Here is a 23,338-nt window from a genome sequence, read left to right as displayed (position 1 = left end):
TATTACAGAACTAACGTGGTATGATAGATAAAAATTGAGCGGAGGCGACGACGTTGACTGTCACCATCTACGATGTAGCAAGAGAAGCACAAGTATCCATGGCCACCGTTTCACGGGTTCTCAATGGAACTGCCGTTGTGAAGGACGAGACCAAACGTCGCGTGTTGCAAGCCATCGCCGATTTGGGCTATCGCCCAAATGCCGTAGCACGTGGGTTGGCAAGCAAAAAAACAAAGTCAATTGGAGTGATTGTACCAGACGTCTCAGCAGCATTTTTTGCTGAAGTCGTCCGGGGCATCGAAGATATAGCGGCCATGTATTCGTACCAAATTATTCTCACAAACTCTGACTCAGACCTAGAACGTGAAGTGGATTTGGTCGGAACGATGTGGGAAAAGCAAGTGGACGGTATCATATATATGACAAACCATCTTAAAAGCGAACACGTGGATGCGTTTGAACAGGCACAAATTCCAGTCGTCCTATGTGCTACAGAAGACCCTGAGCGACGGATTCCATCCGTCAATATTGATAACCGCCAAGCAGGGAGAGACGCCGCGAACTACCTCCTCGACCGCGGCGTTGGCAAAATTGGATTTGTCACAACCGATGCGGAAGTCTCAGTGTTGGCCGACAGGCGTTGGCTTGGGGTAGCATCGTGCGTCTCCGAAGAGAACCTTTTTCGCATTCAAGTCGGAAAAGGCACCTACCAACACGCACTGCCCATTATTCAGGACTACCTAAAGCAACATCAGTTGGACGGCATCATTGCTTCATCAGACGAACTTGGGCTTGCATCGGTGCACGCAGTTCAGGATATTGGGAATAAGGTACCGGATGATGTCAAAGTAATTGCGTTCGATAACACGAGGTTAGCAAACATGGTGCGTCCCGAAATGACCGTCGTTGCCCAGCCGATGTACGATTTTGGAGCTGTCTCCATGAGGTTGCTAACCAAGCTGCTATTCGATGAGCCTGTTGACAACCTTACCGTGATATTGCAGCACAACGTAGTAGAACGTTCATCCACTTAAGTAGGATGTCGTAATGAAATGTCAGCTGTGACAGGAGGGACTTTGTTTGTTTCAAGGTTTTCTCGAAACACATCGAAGCGAAATGGTCGAATCACTCAGAGAATTGCTTCGGATCCCAAGCGTGAAGTCTGCAGCAGAACCTGGTCAGCCCTTCGGTGCTGGACCGAGTCAGGCTTTGCAGTATGTGCTTGACTTCGCACGCCGCAACGGACTTCAAGTTTCCAACCTGGACGGATATGCAGGTCACGTCGAATTCGGAAACGGAGACGAATACGTGGGTGTTTTGGGCCATCTGGATGTGGTTCCTGCCGGAACAGGTTGGACGCATCCGCCATTTGGAGCGGAACTTGAGGATGGAAAGATTTACGCTCGCGGAGCCATTGATGACAAAGGGCCTATTTTTGGCGCTTTGTGGTCGCTCATTATGCTCAAAGAGTTGGGTATGAATCCGAAAAGGAAAATTCGGCTGATTTTTGGGCTCGATGAAGAAAGTGATTGGGAATGCGTCGAACACTATTTTGCAAAAGAACCAGCCCCGTTGGGTGGTTTCACACCTGATGCGGACTTCCCCATGATTTACGCAGAAAAAGGCTTGACTACATTGCGAGCCGAGATGGCGGCTGAGAGCGAGTCCATGGTTCCCCAGGTAATCCGCTTTGAGGCGGGGCACAGAGTGAACATGGTTCCTGACTATGCGTTTGCCGAAGTTGATTGTCATTCCGAGACTGCGGCTCAAGAATGGGAAACCAAAATGTTTAAAGAGGCTCGTGCACGGCAGATTGAGTTGGATGTGCAGGTTCAGGGAAGCCTCATTCAGTTAACGGTTCATGGTGTTTCAGTACACGGCAGCACACCGGAGAACGGTGTCAACGCCATCTGTCATTTGGCTTCTCTATTGGGAACCCAATCGGTTTCGAATGCCTCAATGTGGCGTTTTATTGCGGGCATTGATACTGAAGGACGAAGTCTGGGGATAGAGGGAGAAGACGACATTACTGGACCACTGACTGTAAACCTCGGATTAGGTGCATTAAATGGAACGACTTATTCCTTTCAATTCAACATCCGGTTTCCAGTTGACATGACATTGGATGAAATCCTTGAACGGTGCAGATCCTACATCTCTGACAAGTGGAATGTAGAATCTGTTGAATACAAAGCGCCGTTACACTTACCCGTAGACAGCAGTGTTGTCAAGGTACTGCGAAAAGTATACGATGAGACAACTGGTCTGGACTCAACCCCATTGGCCATTGGCGGAGCGACCTATGCACGTGCTATCCCCAACTGTGTCGCATTTGGTGCGCTGTTTCCGGGTCGTGAGGACGTCGCACACCAGAGCGACGAATATTGGTACGTAGATGACTATTTAAAATGTATTGAGATATATGCACACGCCATGTATGAATTGGCGAATACACTCTAATAAGGGCCGTTCAAATTGGCATTTTTCTGCACCATGTTTTATCATTTAGGTTAACCTGCGTTCGACGCAGTTCCTTGAATAAAGGAGGGATAGTCAATGCGGGTAGAGCGAATCGCAAAAGACAAAGTTAGAATCTTTATCAGTTTTGAAGATCTTGAGGATCGCGGCATTGATAGGGACGAAATTTGGAAAAATGGCCGCAAGGTCCAGGAACTGTTTTGGGATATGATGGAAACTGCTTACATCGAAGTCGGATTCGAAGTAGCAGGTCCAATTGCCGTAGAAGCCTTTACAATGCCCACTGAAGGTGTAGTGGTCATTGTTACAAGGGTACCAAGTTTGCCTAGTGCTGAAGAAGATGACGATGAGGATGAGGAGTCCATTTCGTTGCATCCGGATCCGCTGACGACTTTCGTCTTCAAATTGACTGATTTTGAAGAAGTTATCCGGCTGGCACATGCGCTGGTCGAATATGGCGTTAACGCGAAGCTGTATTCGTATAAAGGTGCTTACCACTTGTATTGTGATGAAAAATCCATTCAAGAAGCACAATATGAACAGTTGTGGGCAATTCTTAGCGAATATGGGGATTTCTCTGAAGCGACACTTGCTGTCCTGGAAGAATACGGGACGTGCATCTTCCCCAATCACGCTGTGGAAGAATTAACTGAACGTTTCCCTATCTGACACGTAAGTGTCGATATTTCCTTTCGATATTTATTGCAAGAAGTGATTGATGAATCGCGGATTCAATTGTATACTAATCCGCGATTACATTAACAAGTCCATCAGGAAGTCTTGGGTATTCAAAAGGAGTCTAATGTATATGCAGGCGCAAACGGAAACGAACCAGGCGACGAACGACGGTACGGAAAACTTGGACGTGTATTCAAGTACGCAGGCAGTTATTAAGGAAGCGCTTACACAATTAGGGTATGACGAGGATATGTATGAAATTCTGAAGGAACCGATGCGTGTGTTGAGCGTGCGCTTTCCGGTTCGGATGGATGATGGTTCGATACAGGTCTTCACCGGGTATCGAGCACAACACAACAATGCCATTGGACCAACCAAAGGCGGAATTCGTTTACATCCAGATGTAAATGAAGATGAAGTGCGTGCCTTGTCCATGTGGATGTCCGTCAAGTGCGGTATTGCAAACCTTCCCTATGGCGGCGGAAAAGGGGGAATTGTTTGCGACCCGCGGGAAATGTCCTTTTCGGAGATTGAGCGTTTAAGCCGTGCATATGTACGAGCTATCAGCCAAATTGTAGGTCCTACGAAGGATATTCCAGCACCGGATGTATTCAGTAACTCTCAAAACATGGCGTGGATGTTGGATGAGTATTCTCACTTGAGAGAATTTGATTCCCCAGGCTTCATCACGGGTAAACCGCTGGTTCTCGGCGGCAGTCAAGGACGTGAGCGAGCGACGGCTCGAGGAGTGGCTATTTGCGTAGAAGAAGCGGCCAAAGTGAAGAACCTGGAGTTGAAGGATGCAAGAGTCGTCATCCAAGGATTCGGGAACGCCGGAAGCTATCTTGCCAAGTACATGAGCGATGCAGGTGCGCGGGTGGTAGGAATTTCTGACGCATATGGAGCATTGCACGACCCCAAGGGTCTTGATATTGAAGACCTGCTGGAGCGCCGGGATTCTTTTGGTACGGTCACAAAATTATTTAAGAACACCATTTCTAACAAAGAACTGCTCGCACTCGATTGTGACATACTGGTACCCGCTGCCATTGAAAATCAGATTACAAAAGAGAATGCGAAAGATGTTCGGGCAAAGATTATTGTAGAGGCAGCAAATGGTCCTACAACAACTGCCGCAACGAAGATCCTTGATGATAAGGGCACATTGATAGTGCCTGATGTTCTTGGCAACTCCGGAGGCGTAATTGTGTCCTATTTTGAATGGGTACAAAACAATCAAGGATACTACTGGACGGCGGACGAGGTGGACGCGCGTTTGCAGGAAGTCATGCGTCACAGCTTTCACTCCGTTTATGACACAGCGCGGCGTTATCACGTGAATATGCGCGTAGCTGCATACATTGTTGGAGTACGCAGAATGGCGGAAGCAGCACGGTGGAGGGGATGGGTGTAACCACCTATATATGCAGGATTTTTACGGCGGGTGACGAAGACTAAGTGTACGTGGGAAAGTTTAGCAACCGCTTTAGGAGTCCATAATACTGTTAACTGCTGAACACTTTAGGGGGTACTATAGCATATGCAGTCGGAAACACTCGTTGCTGAAGGAGTGCACAACGACATAATGACGCCGCATCGAATCAAGGTACATATTCGTTGTCGGCATTGTGGCGAAACCTTCATCCTTCGTGGTGCAAGAGACGCAAACGGTCGAATTGAAACAGGATTCAAGCGCTGTTTATGCGACAATGAAGACGATTTTGAGATTGAGCCACTTCAATAACACCCTCTTCATCAAATGTGCTCATTTCAGCCATCAAATTATAATTAGGATTAGTTGCCTGCCCATTTGGGCAGGCATATTTATTTTGTCTGACGGCACAATAAATACAACAACTTGATTCTCAAGACGGGGGACCCAAGAAGATGCTAAAACGATTCAAGTGGTTGTTATTGTTGAGTACATGTCTGACAGTCACACTTCCATCGGTTTCAATGCCGATTGTCCAGGCTTTCTCCAGCGGTGCTTTGCACTACGGAAGCAGGGGAAGCGATGTTCGAGAGTTAGAAGGACGCTTAAAGTTTCTTGGCTATTATCATGGTAAAGTCGATGGAATTTTCGGCTGGAGAACCTACTGGTCTGTACGCAGATTTCAATACAGGTTCGGTATGAAAATTGATGGTATAGCAGGTCCACATACCGAGAGTACGCTTATCAAAGCCACACAAAACTGGCACGGTGCAAAGCAGAGTAACTCTGCAACCAAGGCACCTGCCTCAACTCCAACAACGGCAGTGAAACATACAAACCAGTTTCATTCAGCTCCGGTCATCAGCGGCCTAAATAAATCAGATTTAAACTTGCTTGCACACCTTGTCCACGGTGAAGCCCGCGGTGAGCCTTTGAAGGGACAAGTTGCAGTTGCAGACGTTATTTTGCACAGATTGAAAAGTTCAAAGTTCCCCAATTCGATTCCAGGGGTGATTTATCAACCCGGAGCATTCACCGCCGCGACCAATGGACAAATGGCTCTTCCTATTAACAAGCAGTCGATGACAGCAGTCCTTGACGCGGTACACGGCTGGGACCCGGCCCATGGAGCGTTGTACTACTTTAATCCCGCAAAAACAAACAACAAATTTGTCTGGTCGCGACCAGAGATTATTAAAATTGGACATCACATCTTTACGAAATAGCTCGTAGGGACAAATACTTTGTTGACTTAGGAGGATTCGTCAATGACGCGGACAAAATGGCTGATCGTTCCTGTCGCAGCACTGGTATTTACAAGTCTCGGACTTGGCTGGTGGGGCACATCGGAACGCACACAGAAGCAAGCCATGGCGAACGAAGTGGAAAGCAGATACTCAAATTCATTTCACGAATTGGTTTCTCATGTTCAGGACATGCAAGACGAAATTAGCAAGGCTCGAGTCAGCGCCGATGCGCAGGCTTTTCATCATCGAGTTCGTTCTATTTGGAGGCTTAGTGGTTTAGCACAGGACGAGGTCGGGAAGATCCCAGTCGAAATGATGCCAATGCATGAAACTCAATCCGCTCTGGCCGGGATTTCGAAAAAGACAGAGACCTGGCTGAACACTTCTCCCAATCCTTCGACCACGAGTGTGCAGTCAGGGTTGGATAATATGTATAAGGAATCGAATGCCATGCTGTCACGGTTGGACAAGTTGCAGAGTACCATCGTTGGCCGCCAGTTGCATTGGACCGCGGCTCTTGCAGCACTGAAAGCCAATCGGTCGGACAATCAAATTGTGGACGGATTTAGGCAAATCGACAAATCCATGGGTGCCTTTGTCGAAACGAACACGGTTAAGACCCACCCCCACAAGGGTGCAATGGGACCTTTTCGCAAGGAATCGACAGTTTCGGAAGCGCAGGCAAAGGACGTTTGCAAGTCATTCATGCCAACTGCACAGTCGCTTCAGGCACAACGCATCTATAATCCAAAACTGGACTTTTACGAGTACGAACTTTCAGGACGAATGAACGGTCATAGTATCGATGCCAGAGTCAGTGAACGCGGCGGCCACATGCTGTCATACCGTGTGAACCGAGATCCTGCAACGGCCACCGTGTCCTTCGCAGATGCAAAGAAAGCTGCTTTGAGTTATTTGTCACATCACAAGTTCACACACCTGTCGGAAACAGATGCCTATCAGTTTCAGAATTTGGCATATTTTGTTTTTAATCCAATGCGGAATGGCGCCTTGGTTATTAACCAGCCCATTGTTGTGGAGATGGCCCTCGATAATGGGCAACTTTTGGGACTGAATGCCCAGCAGTACTATCTCCAGCCAGTCGCTAATGTACCGCAAAGAAGGTATTCAGCAGCCCAATTGAAAAACAAAATCAACCCAAAAGCACATGTGGAAATGGTGAGTAAGACACTCGTTCTTGATGATGCAGGACATTATCAACCGGCAGACTCCTTTTATGTAACCCGTGAGGGCAAAACTTTTCGAATTGACGTCAACGCTGCCACCGGCAGAGAACTAGATACAGTTGACTTGAGTACGAAGTGAATCCAGCAATTCAAAAGCCCGTGACAGAGAATGCCGAAGAAACATGGTATCTCCCCTTCCTAGTGGTTGTTTAACTCCCGTATAATGGATAGCGGGATGAGGAGGGGGTAACATGTTACCTGTGACAGGACAGATGATAAAAGTCCGACTTTCAAAGCAGTCGGACAAGACACAATTTAAGTCGTCAGTCATCGGCGTAGACAAATTGGCATTTCTGATTACAATGCCGGTTGGTTTGACGAATCCACATCTGACCCTAACACCTGGAGAGAAGATAGAAGTTGAATACCACGGTCGAGACGGAGCTAAAATGACATTCAGCACCGCTCTTGTTAAGGTTTCTTATGAGCCGCCGCAAGTGGAACTGCAAACGCCGAAGAGAGAAGACGTTCGAAGAGAGCAAAGGCGGGATTTTGTCCGGGTACCCGCTAGTCTTGCCGTTCGAATGGAACCTCCGCTGAAGTCTTCCGTAGAAACAAGAGATGTCTACATGCGTGATATCAGCGGCGGCGGTGTAGCCATATTAGTTCCAGGGAGCGTAGCAGGGCATGCGGGCAACATCGTACGAATCCACTTCACGCTGCCGAAACTCAATGCACACATTGATACAGCTTGTACCATTATCCGAATTTCCGAACAGAATGAAGCGGGATTTACCGTTTGGTCACTGATGTTTAACGATATGAAAGAATCCGTTAGAAAAAGCATTGTTCAATATACTTTTGTGCGTCAGAGAGAGTTGCAAGATTTGAACAGAGACATGTCCAGGTCATAAGCGACATACACTGTTTTTGAGGTGCTGCGACGTGTTAAACAAGCCAAGAACGATGTTCTCAAAAGCCATTGACATGGTGGACGTGTGGCTCATACCAGTGACGTTTGCTGCCCTGTGTGTCTTAGTGATGGCCCAGTTTGCGACCAGTATCCCCGCAGTACGTCAAAGGGTGGACCAAATGGAAGGGCGCTTTGTTGTCTACTCAAGTGCATCGGCCTTTTCAGCCAGTGCAAAGCGGACAGCATATATTCAGCTTTACCTGGCTCCGCAAAGTGCGCAGGGGTTGAATATACAGGTCATGGAGAATGGGCATCAAGTTGGTACGTTGTCGCAGGGTTCCGTACGCGTCCCCGTACATAACGGAAGTAAGCTAGAACTGATTGCACATGGGCTGACCCAAACAGTACACATCACAGTCGATCACAATAATCCTGCTTTGCTGAGACCTGCACCCGGACGCACAGTTGTTCTCTCACCGCAGCAACAGCAAGCTGCTCTTCCAAACGCTCGTTTTATTCCGTAATCCCCAGAAATAGTTGCCAGTGATTCGTTGCGAAAAATCCGCGCACTGTGCTACTATGGAGATTGCAAGATGTTGTTGTATCGCGCCGCTTTCGATTCAACTTTGGAGCTAAACCGGATTGCACATGAATGATGGTGAATGACATCTAAAGCGGGCGTCTGGGCCTGCTTTTTGTTATTCAGAGGACAACTAGGAGAATGTGTTGGATGCATCATATGACAATAGCAATTGATGGACCTGCAGGGTCTGGAAAGAGTACTGTAGCTCAAGAACTAGCAGAGCGCCTGGGGTTGCTCTACCTTGATACGGGGGCAATGTACCGTGCTGTTGCTTGGCTTGCCCTGCAACGGGGTGTTTCCCCACAGGACAGTTCCTCTATTGTACAATTAATGAGGAAGTCTCCAATACACTTGGAACGAACTGAACAGGGGAACGTTGAAATATGGGTAGGCTCTAACAATGTGACGCGGGAACTGCGTACTCCCGAGGTTTCTAATGCGGTGTCGGCGGTGTCCGCACATCCGGATGTTCGCAGTGAACTCACGACGTTACAGCGGGAATTAAGTAGTCAACATCCTGTTGTAATGGATGGAAGAGATATAGGTACTGTGGTTCTTCCGCATGCGACCGTCAAGGTGTTCTTAACCGCAAGCCTGGAAGAACGAGCGAAACGACGCAGAAGAGAATTTATCGAAAGCGGGTTTTCTTCGGCAACAGAACAGGTTGCGGCTGAGCTAGCCAAACGAGACGAACAAGACTCTTCGAGAACTGTAGCGCCACTCAAACCGGCACAGGATGCACACCGCATAGACTCAACCGGAAAGAGCGTAGACGAAGTCGTTTTGGAGATAATGACGATTGTGGAGCAGACGCTATCATGGAGACAGTAAAGGAATATCACAGCGCTCTCTTGTATCGGTTTGCCCGCTCAGCGGTCACTTTGTTCTTTAAAATGATATTCCGCTATCGAGTCATCGGTCAACAACACGTACCGCAATCTGGTGCTGCAGTCATCTGCAGCAATCACATTCACAACTTAGATCCGCCAGTATTAGGACTAAGTACGACGCGATACGTACACTTTATGGCAAAAGACGAACTCTTTCGGGTGAAGCCCTTGGGTTGGCTGATTTACCGATTAGGAGCTTTTCCTGTTCGGCGGGGCGGACAAGATAAGGGTGCTATCCGCAAGGCTTTAGCCATACCAGCTCAAGGCAGCTGTTTGGTTGTCTTCCCTGAAGGCCATCGTTCCAAGGATGGAAAACTCGGGAGAGGAATGATGGGCGCGTCGTTTATTGCCCGAAAGGCAAACTGTCCTATTGTACCAGCAGCTATTATCGGTACATATAAGATTGGCAGACGGTTGACTGTTCGGTTTGGAGAGCCCATTATGCCAGAACCACAAGACACGAATGAAAGCTTAATGGAGCGTATTATGCAACATATCGCGCTCTTGATTGAGCAAGATAGCAGAGAGCAGCAGCAGTAGATGTATCCCTCGTTTCTGAATCCATTTCAGAACACGAGAGAAAATAAAAGTTGTAGTCACGAGGAGGGCTTTTCATGTCTGAAGATATTAGTGAAATGATGAATACTTCAACTGTGGAACCTGGTGATGTCGTCACAGGAACAGTTACAGAAGTTGAGGAGAAAAAGGTAACTGTAGATATTGGATATAAGTTCGCAGGTATTATCCCAATCCGCGAGCTCTCCGTCTTGAGAATCGACCATCCCAGTGAAGTGGTGAATACGGGGGATGAAGTAAGAAGCAAGGTTTTAAAAGTTGACGACGAGTCGGAAGTCGTCATTTTATCCAAACGCGAGGCTGACGCAGCGGATGCTTGGGGTGACTTGCAAAACAAGTTTGAGAGTGGCGAAATGTTGGAAGTCGTCATAAAAGACGTGGTAAAGGGCGGTTTGGTTGCCGATTTGGGTGTTCGCGCCTTTATCCCTGCGTCTTTGGTAGACCGCCATTTCGTCGAAGACCTTGAGGAATTTAAAGGGAAGACGATTCGAGCCCGTGTCATCGAAATTGATCCGGAGAACAATAAGTTGGTCTTGTCGCGCAAGGCCGTTCTCGATGACGAACACCACGAGCGAGTCGAAAATGTCTTACATGACTTGCACGAAGGTCAAGTGGTTGAAGGAACCGTACAGCGATTGACCAATTTCGGCGCCTTTGTAGACGTTGGCGGCGTCGATGGTCTGGTACACATCTCTGAACTCGCCTGGCACCATGTGGATGATCCGTCCGAAGTCGTTAAAGCAGGCGATCACGTTAAAGTGACCGTCTTGCGAGTTGACCCGGAAGCAGGACGCATTTCCCTGTCCATGAAGGAGGCAGCTCCAAGCCCTTGGGATGAATATACTGAGGAGTTCCAAGAAGGTGACATCGTTGAAGGTGAAGTAAAACGTCTCGTGGATTTTGGAGCGTTTGTGGAATTGAAGCCGGGGCTCGAAGGATTGGTCCATGTTTCACAAATCTCGCAGCAGCATGTAGCACATCCTGAAGATGCGCTTTCAGTAGGCGATAAGGTGAACGTCAAAATCTTATCCTTTGAACCGGAACGGAAACGTGTTTCTCTCTCGATTAAAGATGCTGTAGAAGACAAAGTACCGTCCAACAAAGAGACAGACAAGTTCATGGAGAAACAAAATGATGGACCTGGCACCGGAGCCACCTTAGGCGACTTATTCGGCGACTTGTTCAACAAACACTAATCCTGTAATATAGATAGCTGTGGCAGAAGTTCTGCCACAGCTTTTTTGCGCTCACAGGTTGTTAAAGCGCTGTATTTGACCTGAGCGGGGCTTCTCCCCCATAATGAGTCAATGAAAGCTGCCGGGCGCAATCGGCAAGTTTCCAATCAGGAGTGGTCATATGCCGCACATAGCACGTGTGCACAGTAATTCTCTGGCTGAAGAATTGGAATTACAAGCTGGAGATGAAGTTCTGAAAATTAATGGTGAATCCATCACAGATATTATAGACTTGCAATTTGCACTGTCGACGGAAGAGCTTGAACTGGAAGTCAAGAAGTCTGATGGAGAAGTATGGGTGTTCGAAGTCGAGAAGGACTACGATGAGGGACTTGGGGTGGATTGGGAGAACCCCACTGTAGACAAAGTCCATTTGTGTCACAATAAATGTGTATTTTGCTTCGTCGATCAAGTCCCGGGCAATATGAGAAAGACACTGAATGTACGAGACGATGACTACCGGTTGTCATTTCTCCACGGCAATTTCATTACGCTGACGAACCTTAAGGAACAGGAGTTAGAGCGAATTGTTCGATTAAAAATGTCTCCTCTCAATGTGTCCGTGCATACAACAAATCCTGAGCTGCGAGTAAGAATGCTTGCGAACAAGCGGTCCGGTGAGATCCTCAACCAGATAAGGTACTTGGCGGATAACGAAATAGAAATGAACACACAGGTTGTGCTGTGTCCGGAGTGGAATGATGGAGAAGAACTGGATAAAACAATTCGCGATTTGGCTCCCTTTTATCCAGCCGTCAAAACACTTTCCATCGTACCTGTAGGCCTGACCAAACATCGGCGCGGTCTGCATTCCATGCGCCCTGTATCACACGAGGAAGCGAAACAGGTGATTCAACAGATTCGCTCGTGGCAGGAGTACCTGCGTCCAAAACTCGGCTCTTCGTTTGTGTATGCAGCAGATGAACTGTACGTGTTGGCAGACATGGACGTTCCGCCCACGGAGTTTTACGACGACTTTGGTCAAACAGAAAACGGGGTAGGCGTGATTAGAACACTTCTGGACGAAATTGAAGAGGTCTGGCCTTATGTACCCCGCTCATTAGGAACCAAGGTGCGCCGTGTTGGCGTTGTAACCAGTACCTCTGCCGAAAAAACAATCAGAAGCTGTTTGAGCAGGCTTGATGATGTAAGTGGACTGTATAAAGAAGTTTTTCCTATATTGAACGATTTTTATGGGCATCACGTTACAGTGACCGGATTGCTGACAGGTCAGGATATTGTTACTCAATTAAGGGGTAAATTAGAAGATGTGGACGCTCTTCTCCTTCCAGACATTATGTTAAAAGATGACGCGGATGTCTTCTTGGATGACTATACAGTCGAACAGTTGAGCAATGAACTCGGGAAACCTGTAACTGTTGTCCCCGCCACGGGAAGCGGCCTGCTCTATGGTACGATGGGATACACGCAGTCACTGCCTCCACGCCGCCGGTATGAAGCAACACTTCGGAATCTGGATGAAGGAATGGCTGAGGAAACTGAATTGACGAATTAGATTCGCGGCATATTAGTGCAAAAACCTAATTTTAACGGTAGGGACTGACGTTTTGTGGGGTTGCCAGTAGTAGCAATTGTTGGCCGAGCGAATGTGGGAAAATCCACCCTGTTCAATAGGATTGTAGGACAGAGACTGGCCATTGTTGAAGACGTATCCGGTGTGACAAGAGATAGATTGTATACCAAAGTAGACTGGAACGGCCAAGAATTCCGGATGATTGATACAGGCGGCATTGAGCTTGATGATGCTGATGAAATGGTCAATCTGATTCGCGTGCAAGCAGAGTTGGCTATCGATGAAGCCAATGTGATTGTATTTCTCGTCGATGGCCGTGTCGGCATGACAGAAGCAGACAAAGAAGTTGCAGGGATCCTGCGCAGGTCAAAGAAGCCGGTAGTGGTGGCTGTGAACAAGTTGGATCACCCCAGTCATATACCGGGATCATATGAATTCTACGAATTCGGGTTTGAGGAGCTTGTCGGCATTTCCGCCGAACACGGAAACGGTACGGGTGACCTGCTCGATGCTGTCGTTGCCTCGTTTCCGCAAATCCCTCAAGAACCGTACAATGAGGACGCTATCCGTATCTCGTTTATTGGACGACCAAATGTCGGCAAATCATCACTGGTGAATAGTCTGCTCGGTGAAGAGCGGGTGATGGTCAGTGACATAGCTGGCACCACCCGAGATGCGATTGACAGCGAACTGCTGCATGACGGTCAGGCCTATGTATTGGTGGATACTGCCGGCATGCGGAGACGGGGAAAAGTGTATGAACGAATCGAAAAGTACAGTGTGCTGCGTGCACTTCGAGCCATTGAGGACTCCGATGTGGTGTTTGTGGTTTTGGATGGAAACGAAGGAATCACAGAGCAAGATAAACGTGTTGCAGGCTACGCTTTAGATGCCGGTTGTGCTATTGCTTTTTTGGTAAACAAATGGGACATTGTTGAAAAGGACGATAAGACTGCTCATCGCTTTGTCGAAACAATCCAGCAAGAATTTCCCTTTATGAGGTGGGCTCCTGTTCAATTTGTCTCTGCGTTGACACAGCAGCGTGTACACAGGATATTGCCCCTCGCGGGAAGTCTAGCTGAGACCCATGCCATACGCATTCCCACTTCCACACTGAATTCGGTTGTGCAAGATGCTGTAGCGTCTGTCCCGCCTCCTACCGACAGAGGGCGTAAACTGAAAATTTTTTACGCCACACAGGTCGGTGTCAAACCGCCAACTTTTGTTGTATTTGTCAACAACAAAGAAATTCTGCACTTTTCGTACGAAAGATATCTGGAAAACCAGCTTCGCCAGGCATTCGGCTTTGACGGGACGCCGATTCGATTACGAATCCGTGAACGCACGTCGGATTGAATTCCCTGCATAGGTCTTTCATAACAAGGAGGGTCTGCATGAAAGTTGCGGTCTTGGGAGCTGGCAGTTGGGGAACTGCTATCGCTTCAGTGGTGGCAGAAAACGGGCACAAGACAACGCTCTGGGCAAGACGCCGAGAGCAAGCTGACGAGATGAATCAAGAGCACCGAAATCATCGGTATCTGCAACGAGCCATATTGCCTGACACCCTTTGTGCAACACACAACCTGTGCGAGGCTGTAGAAGGGGCAGAACTCATTGTTGTTGCAGTACCGTCCAAATCCGTTGCTCATGTGGCAGAAGACCTCAGTGCATGCCTCTCATCTTCTATTCCGGTGGTAGCGCACGCAGTCAAGGGGTTTGATCCAGACAGTAAGATGCGTGTCAGCGAAGTACTGGCTGTGAGAGCACACATACCAGAAGAGCAAATCGCTGTCATTACAGGACCGAGTCATGCGGAAGAAGTCATTGCGCATTTACCTGCCACCATCGTGGTGGCGTCGAAACGACGGCTTATCGCAGAAACTGTGCAGGATGTGCTCATGAATCAGTATTTGCGTGTCTACACAAACCCGGATGTAGTGGGCGCAGAACTCGGGGGCAGTCTGAAGAACATTATTGCTTTGGCTGTAGGTGTAGCAGATGGATTGGGAGCTGGTGACAACGCCAAAGCAGCACTCATGACCCGCGGTCTTGCAGAAATTGTACGATTGGGCCTCACCTTCGGAGCGTCTCCACTCACGTTTGCCGGCCTCTCCGGCGTTGGCGACTTAATCGTAACGTGTACGAGTATTCATAGTCGAAATTTTCGTACAGGCAGGATGCTGGGTCAAGGAAAGGCGCTGCCAGAGGCACTTGCAAGCATTGGAATGGCTGTTGAAGGTGTCAATTCTACAAGAATTGCCGTAGAACTTGCAAAGAAGGCGGCGGTCGAAATGCCGATTGCACAAACCTTGCACCGGGTATTGTTCGAACAAATGCCTCTTGATGAGGCTGTTGAAGCTCTGATGGGACGAGCGCGAAGTCACGAAATTGAAGAAGTTGCGAAGGAAAACCTAACGGCTGAGTGGGAGTCCTGAAAATATCGTAATTGCTGTATTGGGGACACTAGAGCCGCATGATGACTTCTGATAAGATGGTATTAGCGGCAGTTGCCGATGAAACAGAATGAGAGGGTGATTCGATGAGCCAAGTACCCGAAAATCTAAAGTATTCAAAGGAACACGAATGGGTTCGTGTTGAAGGAACAAAAGCGTACATCGGAATTACATACTTTGCCCAAGAAGAACTGGGCGACATTGTCTTTGTAGAACTGCCTGAGCAAGGCACGGAAATTAAGGTGGACGAAACTTTTGGTACAGTGGAATCTGTGAAGACTGTTTCAGACTTGTTTGCTCCCATTACGGGAAAAGTTGTAGAAATCAATACGCAACTAGAGGATAACCCGGAATTTGTGAATGAAAGCCCTTATGACAAGGGGTGGATGATTGCCGTAGAGATGCAAGACTCCAGTGAAGCGGACAACCTCCTTGATGCGGCGGCATACGAAACACATATCGAGGAATAGACCTGTAGGTCCTACTTCCATTCTGACATGAAATTTAGCAAGGAAAGTAAATCTAGCTTTTAGAGAGCAGTGCCCGCAGGGGCGCTGCTCTCTTTCATATCTGTCCTAACTTGCACTACATCTGCTCAGCGAATGTTCTACACATCCAGCTCGGACATATACATAGTCAGTGTCAGCATTCGTCCAACCTCCAACGCATAGCCCGGCTAGCATCGCATATACATGTATTGTCCTTGCCAAAATGGACAGCATCGGGGCTTGGAGGGACTTGCGGGTGATACTCTACGCCGGTCAACTTGAGGGAGGGGAAAGCGTGGAAAAATTCGACGTCTTTAAAGATATCGCAGAGCGGACAGGGGGCGACATTTACCTCGGCGTAGTCGGCCCTGTACGTACAGGCAAATCCACATTCATTAAGAAGTTTATGGAACTAGTCGTTGTACCAAATATTAAAGAAGAATCCGAACGCGCCAGAGCGACTGATGAGCTGCCCCAAAGTGCAGCGGGAAGAACCATTATGACTACGGAACCCAAGTTCGTTCCAAATCAATCGGTTGAAATTTCTGTCGCGGAAGGATTGGATGTGAACGTACGGGTTGTAGACTGCGTCGGATATGCCGTCGACGGGGCAAGGGGATACGAAGATGAAAATGGACCAAGGATGGTTTCCACTCCCTGGTTCGACGACCCTGTACCATTTGAAGAAGCAGCAGAAATCGGAACACGTAAGGTCATAAGTGACCACTCTACTCTGGGAGTTGTACTGACAACAGACGGAAGTATTGCTGAAATTCCCCGTGAGTCCTATGTCAGCGCCGAAGAGCGAGTGATTGAAGAGCTGAAGGAACTCGGCAAACCTTTCGTAGTTATTGTTAACTCGGTAAATCCAGAGAATCCACAGGCTCAGAACCTTCGTTCAGAGCTCAATGAGAAATACGACGTTCCCGTGATTGTGCTGTCCTGTGCGACCATTACAACGCATGAAATCAACACCGTCTTACGCGAGGCCCTGTTTGAATTTCCTGTCAAAGAAGTGAACGTCAATTTGCCGAATTGGGTGATGGTCTTAGATGAAGACCATTGGCTCAGGGAGCAGTTTCAAACGGCCGTTCGCGAGACCATTCAAGACATTCGCAGAATTCGGGATATTGACAGGGTGGTACAGGATTTTTCATATTATGAATTCGTTTCATATGCAGGGTTGTCACAGATGGACATGGGAAAAGGTGTGGCCGTCATCGAGTTGTCGGCCCCGGATGAACTTTACGACCAAGTGCTGACAGAGGTTGTCGGTGAGCGGATTAACGGACGTGATCAGCTGCTGCGAATGATGAAGGACTTTGTCTACGCGAAAAAGGAATATGACAAAGTTGCTGAGGCTCTGAAGATGGTGAAAATGACCGGCTATGGAGTAGCTCCTCCGTCTTTGGAAGAGATGACACTAGATGAACCTGAACTTATCAAACACGGATCTAGATTTGGAGTTCGGTTAAAAGCCACGGCACCGTCTATTCATATGATTCGAGTGGATGTAGAATCCGAGTTCGCACCGATTGTTGGTACTGAGCGACAATCTGAAGAGCTTGTGCGCTATTTAATGCAGGACTTTGAAAAGGACCCTTTGAAAATTTGGCAAAGCGATATCTTTGGTAAATCCTTGGCAGCCATCGTTAAAGAAGGTATCTCAGGTAAACTTTCTATGATGCCGGAAAATGCGCAGTTCAAACTTAAAGAGACACTGCAACGCATCATCAACGAAGGCAGCGGCGGTCTTATCGCTATTATTCTCTGAAGGCTGTCGTCGGACTGGGTCAACAAAGTAAACACTCGCGGCGCAGAGAACTGTCTTTGCGCCGTTTCCGGTTTCTCCGCAGCTTATATCCATTGCACTGAGAGAAAGAATTCGATATAATGCTACTGCGTCCAAAGAGTGAACTGCGGGATGTGGCGCAGCCTGGTAGCGCGCTACCTTGGGGAGGTAGAGGTCCCGGGTTCAAATCCCGGCATTCCGACCAGCAAGCCAGCGTGAGAAACGCTGGTTTTTCATTGTTAATGGCAATACTGAAGGTTAATGGTAATCTCTAAGCGTTGAGGGTACCGCTCAAATCGTAATACGTAAACCTTGGGAATAGAGTGGAGGAGGGGATAGGTATGAGTGATTCTCCCGTAATGGGTGATTATTTTGTCATTCAGGCCAAAGAAAACGGAGTGCAAGTCATCGGACTGACCCGCGGATCTGAAACGAAGTTTCACCATGCAGAGAAGCTTGATAAGAACGAATTAATGATTGCACAATTCACTGAACATACGTCCGCCATGAAAATACGGGGTAACGCAACCCTGTACACAAAACACGGCACAATTTCCACCGTTAGTGGTGAGTTGTAGAAGCGTGGCATGACGTTGTATGTCATATGGTTTCATGGTTGTGTTATACTGAGAAAGGTCTTTTTATATGATGCGAAACACAAGCTCTTTTATATCGGTCAGTGAGTATTGCAAAACAGGGGGATGAAGGACGCGTGGTAAGAATTGAGGCAGACAGCGTGCTCTATGAGGACGTGAACCAACGAGTCCAGCGCTACTTGTTTAATCCGTATCTGGAAGCGCGCGATGTCAAACCGGAAGCGAGTAAATTTCATTTTGAAGTCGGCGCTGCCATACTGAAAGTCAGCGGTGTTAAACAAGACCGTGCGCAGGAAATATTGGAAGCCGTGTTGTTGCTGCAGGAGGGCTTATCAATTCATGATGAAATTGATAACCAGGCAGAACGAATACGGCAACTGTTTGTTCTTACGGGCGACTTTAGCAGTAGTCAATACTATTACGTCCTCTCCCATCTTGGTGATACTGAGTTACTTTATGACTTATGTGACGCTGTGGTGCGGATTAACGAAGCAAAGATGACTCTGTTGGATTTGTCCAGTGATGCCTTGTTCGAGGATCGAGCCAATCTGTACGAAATTGTGGAAGGCGAACTGCTGTATGTACTCGCCAATCACTTTCTGCAGAAACCAGAACAGTGGCAATCGCAGATTCAGTCGTTGGTCGAAGCGCACATCCTGAAAGAGATGCCGCAGATGAGCGGAGTTCGTCTACAACGCAGTCACGGGAAGGATTGGCTCACAGAAGTCATGAATCGACTGCTGACCGTACAAGCCAATACATTTCTTGAACCCATTTCTTCCTTTTTCATTGACTACTTGCAGTCCATTCAACAGAATTTCGAGCACCACTTTTCTCTGTCCGAAGGAAATTCCTAGTTGTGTATTCTTTATCGTGCAGCCATCCTCTTGCAGGAGGCATTGCCGCATTACATTGGGCAAAAGGTTGAGGATTATTCAGATGCAAATGCAATTTATCGACTCATACAAACGCTATCGCGCTGAACTTGACAACGTTGAATCACTCTTGAGCAACTCAGTGGAATCAGGTAATACAAAACTTACGCAGTCCGCGAAACAGTTGCTCAAGGCTGGCGGGAAACGTATTCGCCCTTTGTTTGCCTTAATGTGCAGCCAATTCGGGGATGGCATGGACCGCCAGGCTGTGTACTCGGTGGCCGCTTCTTTGGAAATGATACATATGGCATCGCTGGTTCACGATGACGTCATTGACGACGCCTCCGTGCGACGAGGCAAGCCGACGGTAAGATCTACTTATGGTGACCGTGCAGCCATGTACACGGGCGACTTTTTATTTGCCCGTGCAATTCGGTTGATGTCCAATGTCAGTGACCTTAGAATTCACCGCGAAATGTCTGATGCAATTGTGCGTCTCTGTGAAGGTGAAATTGACCAGATCCGAGACTTTTACAATTGGGAACAAAATGTCCGAAACTATCTACGCCGCGTAGAGCGAAAGACTGCTCTACTGATTTCGATTAGTTGTTCCCTTGGCGCAAGGGCTGGCAATGCGGACGACGAGACGGTCCGCCGACTCCGACGCTTTGGCTACTACACGGGAATGGCGTTTCAAATAACGGACGATTTGCTCGATCTCGAAGGAGATGAGCAAGTGGTCGGCAAACCCGTGGGAGGAGACCTTCAACAAGGCAACCTCACGTTGCCAACACTGTACGCAGGAAGGGGCGAAAACGCCCGTGAACTGCGTACTATTGTTCGTGAGAATATGAACAAAACCACTGTCCTGCGCGCGGTTGAAATCATTAAAGCTACAGGCGGGTTGCAAGTGGCACGAGACCTGGCAAACCGATACTTGGAAAAAGCTCTAAAGGAACTTGAAACACTTCGGCCTCACCAAGCAGTCGACGACCTTACAACTGTATCTAACTTTGTAAATCGGCGAGCTTATTAGGACAAGTGTTGAGAGGGACACTACATAACCGCTAGATGATGTTTGAAGTCTAATTGAGAATTGCGTAAGATACGATTGGGATACTAGCGCGAAGCAGTAGTAGTGCAGTCCATGGAGAAAAATTAAGAGGGAGTGGAATCACACATGACAGTACAACAAACCTTTATTATGGTAAAGCCTGACGGAGTTCAAAGAGGTCTTGTGGGAGAAATCGTATCTCGTTTTGAGAACAAGGGCTTTAAACTGGTTGGCGGGAAGTTTATTTCCGTGTCTAGAGAATTAGCCGAACAGCATTATGCGGAACACAAAGAGCGCCCCTTCTTTGGTGATTTGGTCAGTTTCATTACCTCTTCGCCAGTTTTTGCAATGGTCTGGGAGGGCGAAAATGCCATCGCTACTGCTAGAACTATGATGGGTAAGACCAATCCTGCAGAATCCGCACCGGGAACGATTCGAGGAGACTTAGGATTGACAATCGGAATGAACATCATTCACGGCTCAGATTCTCCTGAGAGTGCAAACCGGGAAATCGGGCTGTGGTTCCCCGAAGGCGCTACCAACTATGAGCGTTCTGTGGACGCTTGGCTGGCCTGAGTAAATTGGCATTCTGATGTGTTTTTACCGGCATCACGAATGACTTGATTTTGACTGATGTTGGCGTCCTGCTGGAGACTGAAGGCAGACGCGTTCCTGACAAACAAAGAATTGTAGTGAAGAGGCCGTACTTACGAAGCGAATTGAGATTCTGCTGCGAGACGGCCTCTTTGCTCAATCATCTACGCGTGGGATTCTAGTTGCGATTGGCAGATTGAAACGAAATTACGGGTCCGCTCCCGACGGGTTCCGGGTCGTTTAGCATTTTAATAAGTTTCGTGCGATTTCTCATAACAGCGTTGTAGCCTTCTGCATAACATGCGTCTAATTCGTCGAAAGAGGTCCACTTCACGTGAGACAGGGCGGGTTCAATTACGGTCAAATCTCGGCCGTGTATATCATCTTCAATCGTTTCACGAAGCATCACTTCGAAGGAACGAGCAACGATATCGAGGACTGTATATGGCTTCCAATCGGTATCTAGCGTGAGCAAGTTGATGAGAATCAACTTTGAACACCCTGCTTGACGAAGTACATGAACGGGCGCGTAGTGTCTAATTGCACCATCGACAAGGAGTTGCCCGTTTGTAAAGACCGGGCTGAAAATACCCGGCATGGCACAACTGGCTAAAATAGACGTAGGAAGATTGGTAATCGGCATCAAACCGTCACTGTGCCGTGTTTCGGCTGCATTGGAGAATACGACTGGGTCTCCAGAATTCAAATCTGTTGCCACAATATAATAGGGGATCTGAGCGTTCCGCCCTTTAAGCAATCTCGAGACATATCGCTTGAGTTTCCGTCCCTTGAGCAGTCCGACGGACAGAGTACTTGCCTTTCGATGTCGGTGACACCGTTTTAATGTGTGATACCACAGGTGCGACGAAATTGGAAAGCCGTAGTCGAGGAGTTTGACGCCAGGAAAAGTTTTGAGCAGACTTTTGAACTCAGAACTGCGATATCCATGTGCGTACAGTGTTCCGACGATTGATCCTGCGCTGGTACCAGCTATGCAGTGAATCGGAATGTTGAGCTCAGCGAGCGCTTCTATAGCCCCTGCATGGGCAGCGCCTTTCAGCGTTCCTCCGCTGAGAATAAGTCCAACCTTATCTTCTTGATTCACAATTTCACCGCCTTTGAAGTAGTTGAATACGCATTCCATTACAACCTGTCTGTGTTGTTGCATAAGGAGAGTAAAATGTCTCAGTATAATCAGTTTATGTTGGATTTCTATCACTATTGCGGAATTGACTTGCGAAGGTATAAGCGTCAACAGATGGAGCGCAGACTGACTACATTGATGCAGCGGCTTGAGTACTCCTCATTCCCGGAGTTCTTTAACGCCATTCAAAACAATGACGGTGTCCTTCGTGCAGTAATGGACAAACTCACTATAAATGTGTCCGAATTCTTTCGTAATCCGGACCGTTGGGATAGTTTAACGGACTTGTTGACGGCTCAGTCGGGGACGATTCGCGCATGGAGTGCAGCCTGTTCAACCGGAGAGGAACCCTATACACTGGCCATTCTTCTTGAAGACAAAATCAGCCGACCGTATCACATTACAGCAACGGATTTGGACGAGAATGCACTTGCAGCAGCAAAACTGGGAATCTACAAGTCGCATCAAATGAAGTGTGTACCAGAACACTATTTGAACGACTACTTTTCCGAAAAAGACTCAACCTGGCAAATTAGCAATCGTTATAAACGCCACATAGAGTTTTCAAGACACAACCTGCTTGCAGATCCGTATCCTCGCAATCAAGACCTTGTTATCTGCCGGAATGTACTGATTTATTTCACTGATGAAGCCAAAGCACACGTTCTTTCGGAGTTTTCGAAGGCACTTAAATTTGGGGGATATTTATTTGTTGGCAGTACGGAACAGATTTTCTCTCCACAAACATACGGTTTCAAAATCGTTCGGCCGTTTATCTACCAAAAGATTGACTAAAAGGGCTCGTTTTTATCTGCAGTATTGTTCTTGAGTCGATTTGCGTCGACAATGACGTGACCCTGTTTGTTCACAGCAAGATATGTGATTTCTGAGAGCCCTGCTGCTCCAGAATCAAGTATCTGTCGCTGAAGCCAAATTTTATCATGACCAGTCTTGTAGAGCTTGTCTTCGTCAATTGTGCCGTCGATAACAATCTCAGCAAAAGGACCGCCCTTGTCTTCAGATAAGTCTGGACCGTCCTTCAAATCTTTTTTTGAGACAGACTGAGCTTCCTGAACTGGCAGAATACTGAGACTTCCAGTAGGCTCTAAAATCGCGTACTCAATATCTTGGTATGCAAAATACCCCTTTTGCCGCAAGAGCATCATGAGGACATCAATGTTTACTTTGGTTTTTTTCAGGTTCTCCCTCAGCAAAATTCCCTTGTGAACCAGAATCACGGGTTCTCCGTTTGCCAATCGCCTTAGTCCCCGATTCTTAAGAGAAATCCAAGCTGCCACAATCGTTGCCAACGTAAATACCAGCAGAGCAAAAAAGTTTTCTGTCCAACCCTTGGTGTTATGCGCAGAAATCATATTGGCGCCGATGTTCCCCATACACGCTCCTGCAACCCAATTAAAAAAAGTAACCTGACTCAACTGCGTACTGCCAATCCAACGTACAAAAGCAAGCAAGACGAGAAATGTTAAGACCGTAAAAGCTGCAATCAGTAGCCAATGGATGTTCATAACAAACTCCTTGAATAAATATGAGAGACGGGCAAAGCCCGTCTTTACATAAAGGTATGGTCA

The 23,338-nt window shown here is 47.7% G+C and carries 24 protein-coding genes and 1 tRNA gene; 23 read left to right on the top strand and 2 right to left on the bottom strand.

The window, feature by feature from the left end:
- Positions 1-53: 53 nt before the first annotated feature.
- From GI364_RS12400 to ndk, 22 genes are all read left to right on the top strand, one after another.
- Entirely contained in the window at positions 54-1,034 is a 981-nt protein-coding gene (locus GI364_RS12400) for a substrate-binding domain-containing protein (RefSeq protein WP_198849614.1), read from the top strand.
- A 46-nt stretch (positions 1,035-1,080) separates the two neighbouring features.
- Positions 1,081-2,460: a dipeptidase PepV gene (gene pepV, locus GI364_RS12395; RefSeq protein WP_198849613.1), complete on the top strand. Its 1,380-nt coding sequence runs from the start codon at positions 1,081-1,083 to the stop codon at positions 2,458-2,460.
- Positions 2,461-2,556: 96 nt separating this feature from the next.
- Complete coding sequence (locus GI364_RS12390) at positions 2,557-3,147, top strand: adaptor protein MecA (RefSeq protein WP_198849612.1); 591 nt, start codon at positions 2,557-2,559, stop codon at positions 3,145-3,147.
- A 139-nt stretch (positions 3,148-3,286) separates the two neighbouring features.
- Positions 3,287-4,570, top strand: coding sequence for a Glu/Leu/Phe/Val family dehydrogenase (locus tag GI364_RS12385; protein ID WP_198849611.1), 1,284 nt, complete (start codon positions 3,287-3,289; stop codon positions 4,568-4,570).
- A 126-nt stretch (positions 4,571-4,696) separates the two neighbouring features.
- Complete coding sequence (locus GI364_RS12380) at positions 4,697-4,900, top strand: hypothetical protein (RefSeq protein WP_198854201.1); 204 nt, start codon at positions 4,697-4,699, stop codon at positions 4,898-4,900.
- A gap of 143 nt (positions 4,901-5,043) precedes the next feature.
- On the top strand, positions 5,044-5,814 hold the full coding sequence (sleB, locus tag GI364_RS12375; RefSeq protein ID WP_198849610.1) for a spore cortex-lytic enzyme: 771 nt from the start codon (positions 5,044-5,046) through the stop codon (positions 5,812-5,814).
- Between the two features lie 42 nt (positions 5,815-5,856).
- Positions 5,857-7,161 carry a PepSY1/2 domain-containing protein gene (locus tag GI364_RS12370; RefSeq protein ID WP_198849609.1) on the top strand — a complete coding sequence of 435 codons (1,305 nt, stop codon included), beginning with the start codon at positions 5,857-5,859 and terminating at the stop codon, positions 7,159-7,161.
- A 112-nt stretch (positions 7,162-7,273) separates the two neighbouring features.
- On the top strand, positions 7,274-7,936 hold the full coding sequence (locus GI364_RS12365) for a flagellar brake protein (protein ID WP_198849608.1): 663 nt from the start codon (positions 7,274-7,276) through the stop codon (positions 7,934-7,936).
- A 31-nt stretch (positions 7,937-7,967) separates the two neighbouring features.
- A complete protein-coding gene (locus tag GI364_RS12360) occupies positions 7,968-8,459 on the top strand; it encodes a hypothetical protein (RefSeq protein ID WP_198849607.1) in 492 nt (163 codons plus the stop codon).
- A gap of 206 nt (positions 8,460-8,665) precedes the next feature.
- Positions 8,666-9,349: a (d)CMP kinase gene (gene cmk, locus GI364_RS12355; RefSeq protein WP_198849606.1), complete on the top strand. Its 684-nt coding sequence runs from the start codon at positions 8,666-8,668 to the stop codon at positions 9,347-9,349.
- A complete protein-coding gene (locus GI364_RS12350; protein WP_198849605.1) occupies positions 9,337-9,948 on the top strand; it encodes a lysophospholipid acyltransferase family protein in 612 nt (203 codons plus the stop codon). The genes cmk and GI364_RS12350 overlap by 13 nt, the downstream gene beginning before the upstream one ends.
- A 74-nt stretch (positions 9,949-10,022) precedes the next feature.
- A complete protein-coding gene (rpsA, locus tag GI364_RS12345; RefSeq protein ID WP_198849604.1) occupies positions 10,023-11,180 on the top strand; it encodes a 30S ribosomal protein S1 in 1,158 nt (385 codons plus the stop codon).
- Between the two features lie 160 nt (positions 11,181-11,340).
- A complete protein-coding gene (locus GI364_RS12340) occupies positions 11,341-12,735 on the top strand; it encodes a DUF512 domain-containing protein (RefSeq protein WP_198849603.1) in 1,395 nt (464 codons plus the stop codon).
- A gap of 54 nt (positions 12,736-12,789) precedes the next feature.
- Positions 12,790-14,109 (top strand): ribosome biogenesis GTPase Der, encoded by a 1,320-nt coding sequence (gene der, locus GI364_RS12335; RefSeq protein ID WP_198849602.1) that lies wholly within the window; start codon positions 12,790-12,792, stop codon positions 14,107-14,109.
- Between the two features lie 38 nt (positions 14,110-14,147).
- The gene (locus GI364_RS12330) at positions 14,148-15,188 is read left to right on the top strand and encodes an NAD(P)H-dependent glycerol-3-phosphate dehydrogenase (protein WP_198849601.1); all 1,041 of its coding nucleotides are present in this window, start codon (positions 14,148-14,150) and stop codon (positions 15,186-15,188) included.
- 104 nt (positions 15,189-15,292) lie between these two features.
- Positions 15,293-15,676, top strand: a complete 384-nt coding sequence (gene gcvH / locus GI364_RS12325; RefSeq protein WP_198849600.1) for a glycine cleavage system protein GcvH — start codon at positions 15,293-15,295, stop codon at positions 15,674-15,676.
- Positions 15,677-15,989: 313 nt separating this feature from the next.
- A complete protein-coding gene (gene spoIVA, locus GI364_RS12320; RefSeq protein ID WP_198849599.1) occupies positions 15,990-17,468 on the top strand; it encodes a stage IV sporulation protein A in 1,479 nt (492 codons plus the stop codon).
- 146 nt (positions 17,469-17,614) lie between these two features.
- Positions 17,615-17,691: transfer RNA gene (locus tag GI364_RS12315), tRNA-Pro, on the top strand.
- Positions 17,692-17,827: 136 nt separating this feature from the next.
- Complete coding sequence (mtrB, locus tag GI364_RS12310) at positions 17,828-18,064, top strand: trp RNA-binding attenuation protein MtrB (protein WP_198849598.1); 237 nt, start codon at positions 17,828-17,830, stop codon at positions 18,062-18,064.
- Positions 18,065-18,198: 134 nt separating this feature from the next.
- Entirely contained in the window at positions 18,199-18,939 is a 741-nt protein-coding gene (locus GI364_RS12305) for a heptaprenyl diphosphate synthase component 1 (protein WP_198849597.1), read from the top strand.
- Between the two features lie 82 nt (positions 18,940-19,021).
- Positions 19,022-19,993, top strand: coding sequence for a polyprenyl synthetase family protein (locus GI364_RS12300; protein WP_198849596.1), 972 nt, complete (start codon positions 19,022-19,024; stop codon positions 19,991-19,993).
- 144 nt (positions 19,994-20,137) lie between these two features.
- Positions 20,138-20,587, top strand: a complete 450-nt coding sequence (gene ndk / locus GI364_RS12295) for a nucleoside-diphosphate kinase (protein WP_198849595.1) — start codon at positions 20,138-20,140, stop codon at positions 20,585-20,587.
- A 196-nt stretch (positions 20,588-20,783) separates the two neighbouring features.
- Here ndk and GI364_RS12290 read toward each other — a convergent pair whose 3' ends face one another.
- Entirely contained in the window at positions 20,784-21,710 is a 927-nt protein-coding gene (locus tag GI364_RS12290; RefSeq protein ID WP_198849594.1) for a patatin-like phospholipase family protein, read from the bottom strand.
- 75 nt (positions 21,711-21,785) lie between these two features.
- On the opposite strand from GI364_RS12290, the gene GI364_RS12285 reads away from it, so the two are divergent.
- Positions 21,786-22,544 (top strand): CheR family methyltransferase, encoded by a 759-nt coding sequence (locus GI364_RS12285; RefSeq protein ID WP_198849593.1) that lies wholly within the window; start codon positions 21,786-21,788, stop codon positions 22,542-22,544.
- Here GI364_RS12285 and GI364_RS12280 read toward each other — a convergent pair.
- Complete coding sequence (locus tag GI364_RS12280) at positions 22,541-23,275, bottom strand: DUF421 domain-containing protein (protein ID WP_198849592.1); 735 nt, start codon at positions 23,273-23,275, stop codon at positions 22,541-22,543. The two genes, GI364_RS12285 and GI364_RS12280, sit on opposite strands and share 4 nt — an antisense overlap.
- Positions 23,276-23,338 lie beyond the last annotated feature (63 nt).

It is taken from the genome of Alicyclobacillus sp. SO9, from assembly GCF_016406125.1.
In the GTDB taxonomy this organism is placed as follows: domain Bacteria; phylum Bacillota; class Bacilli; order Alicyclobacillales; family Alicyclobacillaceae; genus SO9.
This window is presented reverse-complemented; position numbering and strand designations above follow the sequence as displayed.

What these genes read in the sequence shown, in the direction of transcription:
- GI364_RS12365 (WP_198849608.1), top strand. Translation starts at nt 7,274, where the DNA reads ATGTTACCTGTGACAGGACAGATGATAAAAGTCCGACTTTCAAAGCAG.
- cmk (WP_198849606.1), top strand. Translation starts at nt 8,666, where the DNA reads ATGCATCATATGACAATAGCAATTGATGGACCTGCAGGGTCTGGAAAG.
- GI364_RS12280 (WP_198849592.1), bottom strand. Translation starts at nt 23,275, where the DNA reads ATGAACATCCATTGGCTACTGATTGCAGCTTTTACGGTCTTAACATTT.
- sleB (WP_198849610.1), top strand. Translation starts at nt 5,044, where the DNA reads ATGCTAAAACGATTCAAGTGGTTGTTATTGTTGAGTACATGTCTGACA.
- mtrB (WP_198849598.1), top strand. Translation starts at nt 17,828, where the DNA reads ATGAGTGATTCTCCCGTAATGGGTGATTATTTTGTCATTCAGGCCAAA.
- ndk (WP_198849595.1), top strand. Translation starts at nt 20,138, where the DNA reads ATGACAGTACAACAAACCTTTATTATGGTAAAGCCTGACGGAGTTCAA.
- gcvH (WP_198849600.1), top strand. Translation starts at nt 15,293, where the DNA reads ATGAGCCAAGTACCCGAAAATCTAAAGTATTCAAAGGAACACGAATGG.
- GI364_RS12370 (WP_198849609.1), top strand. Translation starts at nt 5,857, where the DNA reads ATGACGCGGACAAAATGGCTGATCGTTCCTGTCGCAGCACTGGTATTT.
- GI364_RS12385 (WP_198849611.1), top strand. Translation starts at nt 3,287, where the DNA reads ATGCAGGCGCAAACGGAAACGAACCAGGCGACGAACGACGGTACGGAA.
- GI364_RS12285 (WP_198849593.1), top strand. Translation starts at nt 21,786, where the DNA reads ATGTCTCAGTATAATCAGTTTATGTTGGATTTCTATCACTATTGCGGA.
- GI364_RS12300 (WP_198849596.1), top strand. Translation starts at nt 19,022, where the DNA reads ATGCAAATGCAATTTATCGACTCATACAAACGCTATCGCGCTGAACTT.
- GI364_RS12340 (WP_198849603.1), top strand. Translation starts at nt 11,341, where the DNA reads ATGCCGCACATAGCACGTGTGCACAGTAATTCTCTGGCTGAAGAATTG.
- GI364_RS12330 (WP_198849601.1), top strand. Translation starts at nt 14,148, where the DNA reads ATGAAAGTTGCGGTCTTGGGAGCTGGCAGTTGGGGAACTGCTATCGCT.
- GI364_RS12390 (WP_198849612.1), top strand. Translation starts at nt 2,557, where the DNA reads ATGCGGGTAGAGCGAATCGCAAAAGACAAAGTTAGAATCTTTATCAGT.
- GI364_RS12350 (WP_198849605.1), top strand. Translation starts at nt 9,337, where the DNA reads ATGGAGACAGTAAAGGAATATCACAGCGCTCTCTTGTATCGGTTTGCC.
- GI364_RS12380 (WP_198854201.1), top strand. Translation starts at nt 4,697, where the DNA reads ATGCAGTCGGAAACACTCGTTGCTGAAGGAGTGCACAACGACATAATG.
- rpsA (WP_198849604.1), top strand. Translation starts at nt 10,023, where the DNA reads ATGTCTGAAGATATTAGTGAAATGATGAATACTTCAACTGTGGAACCT.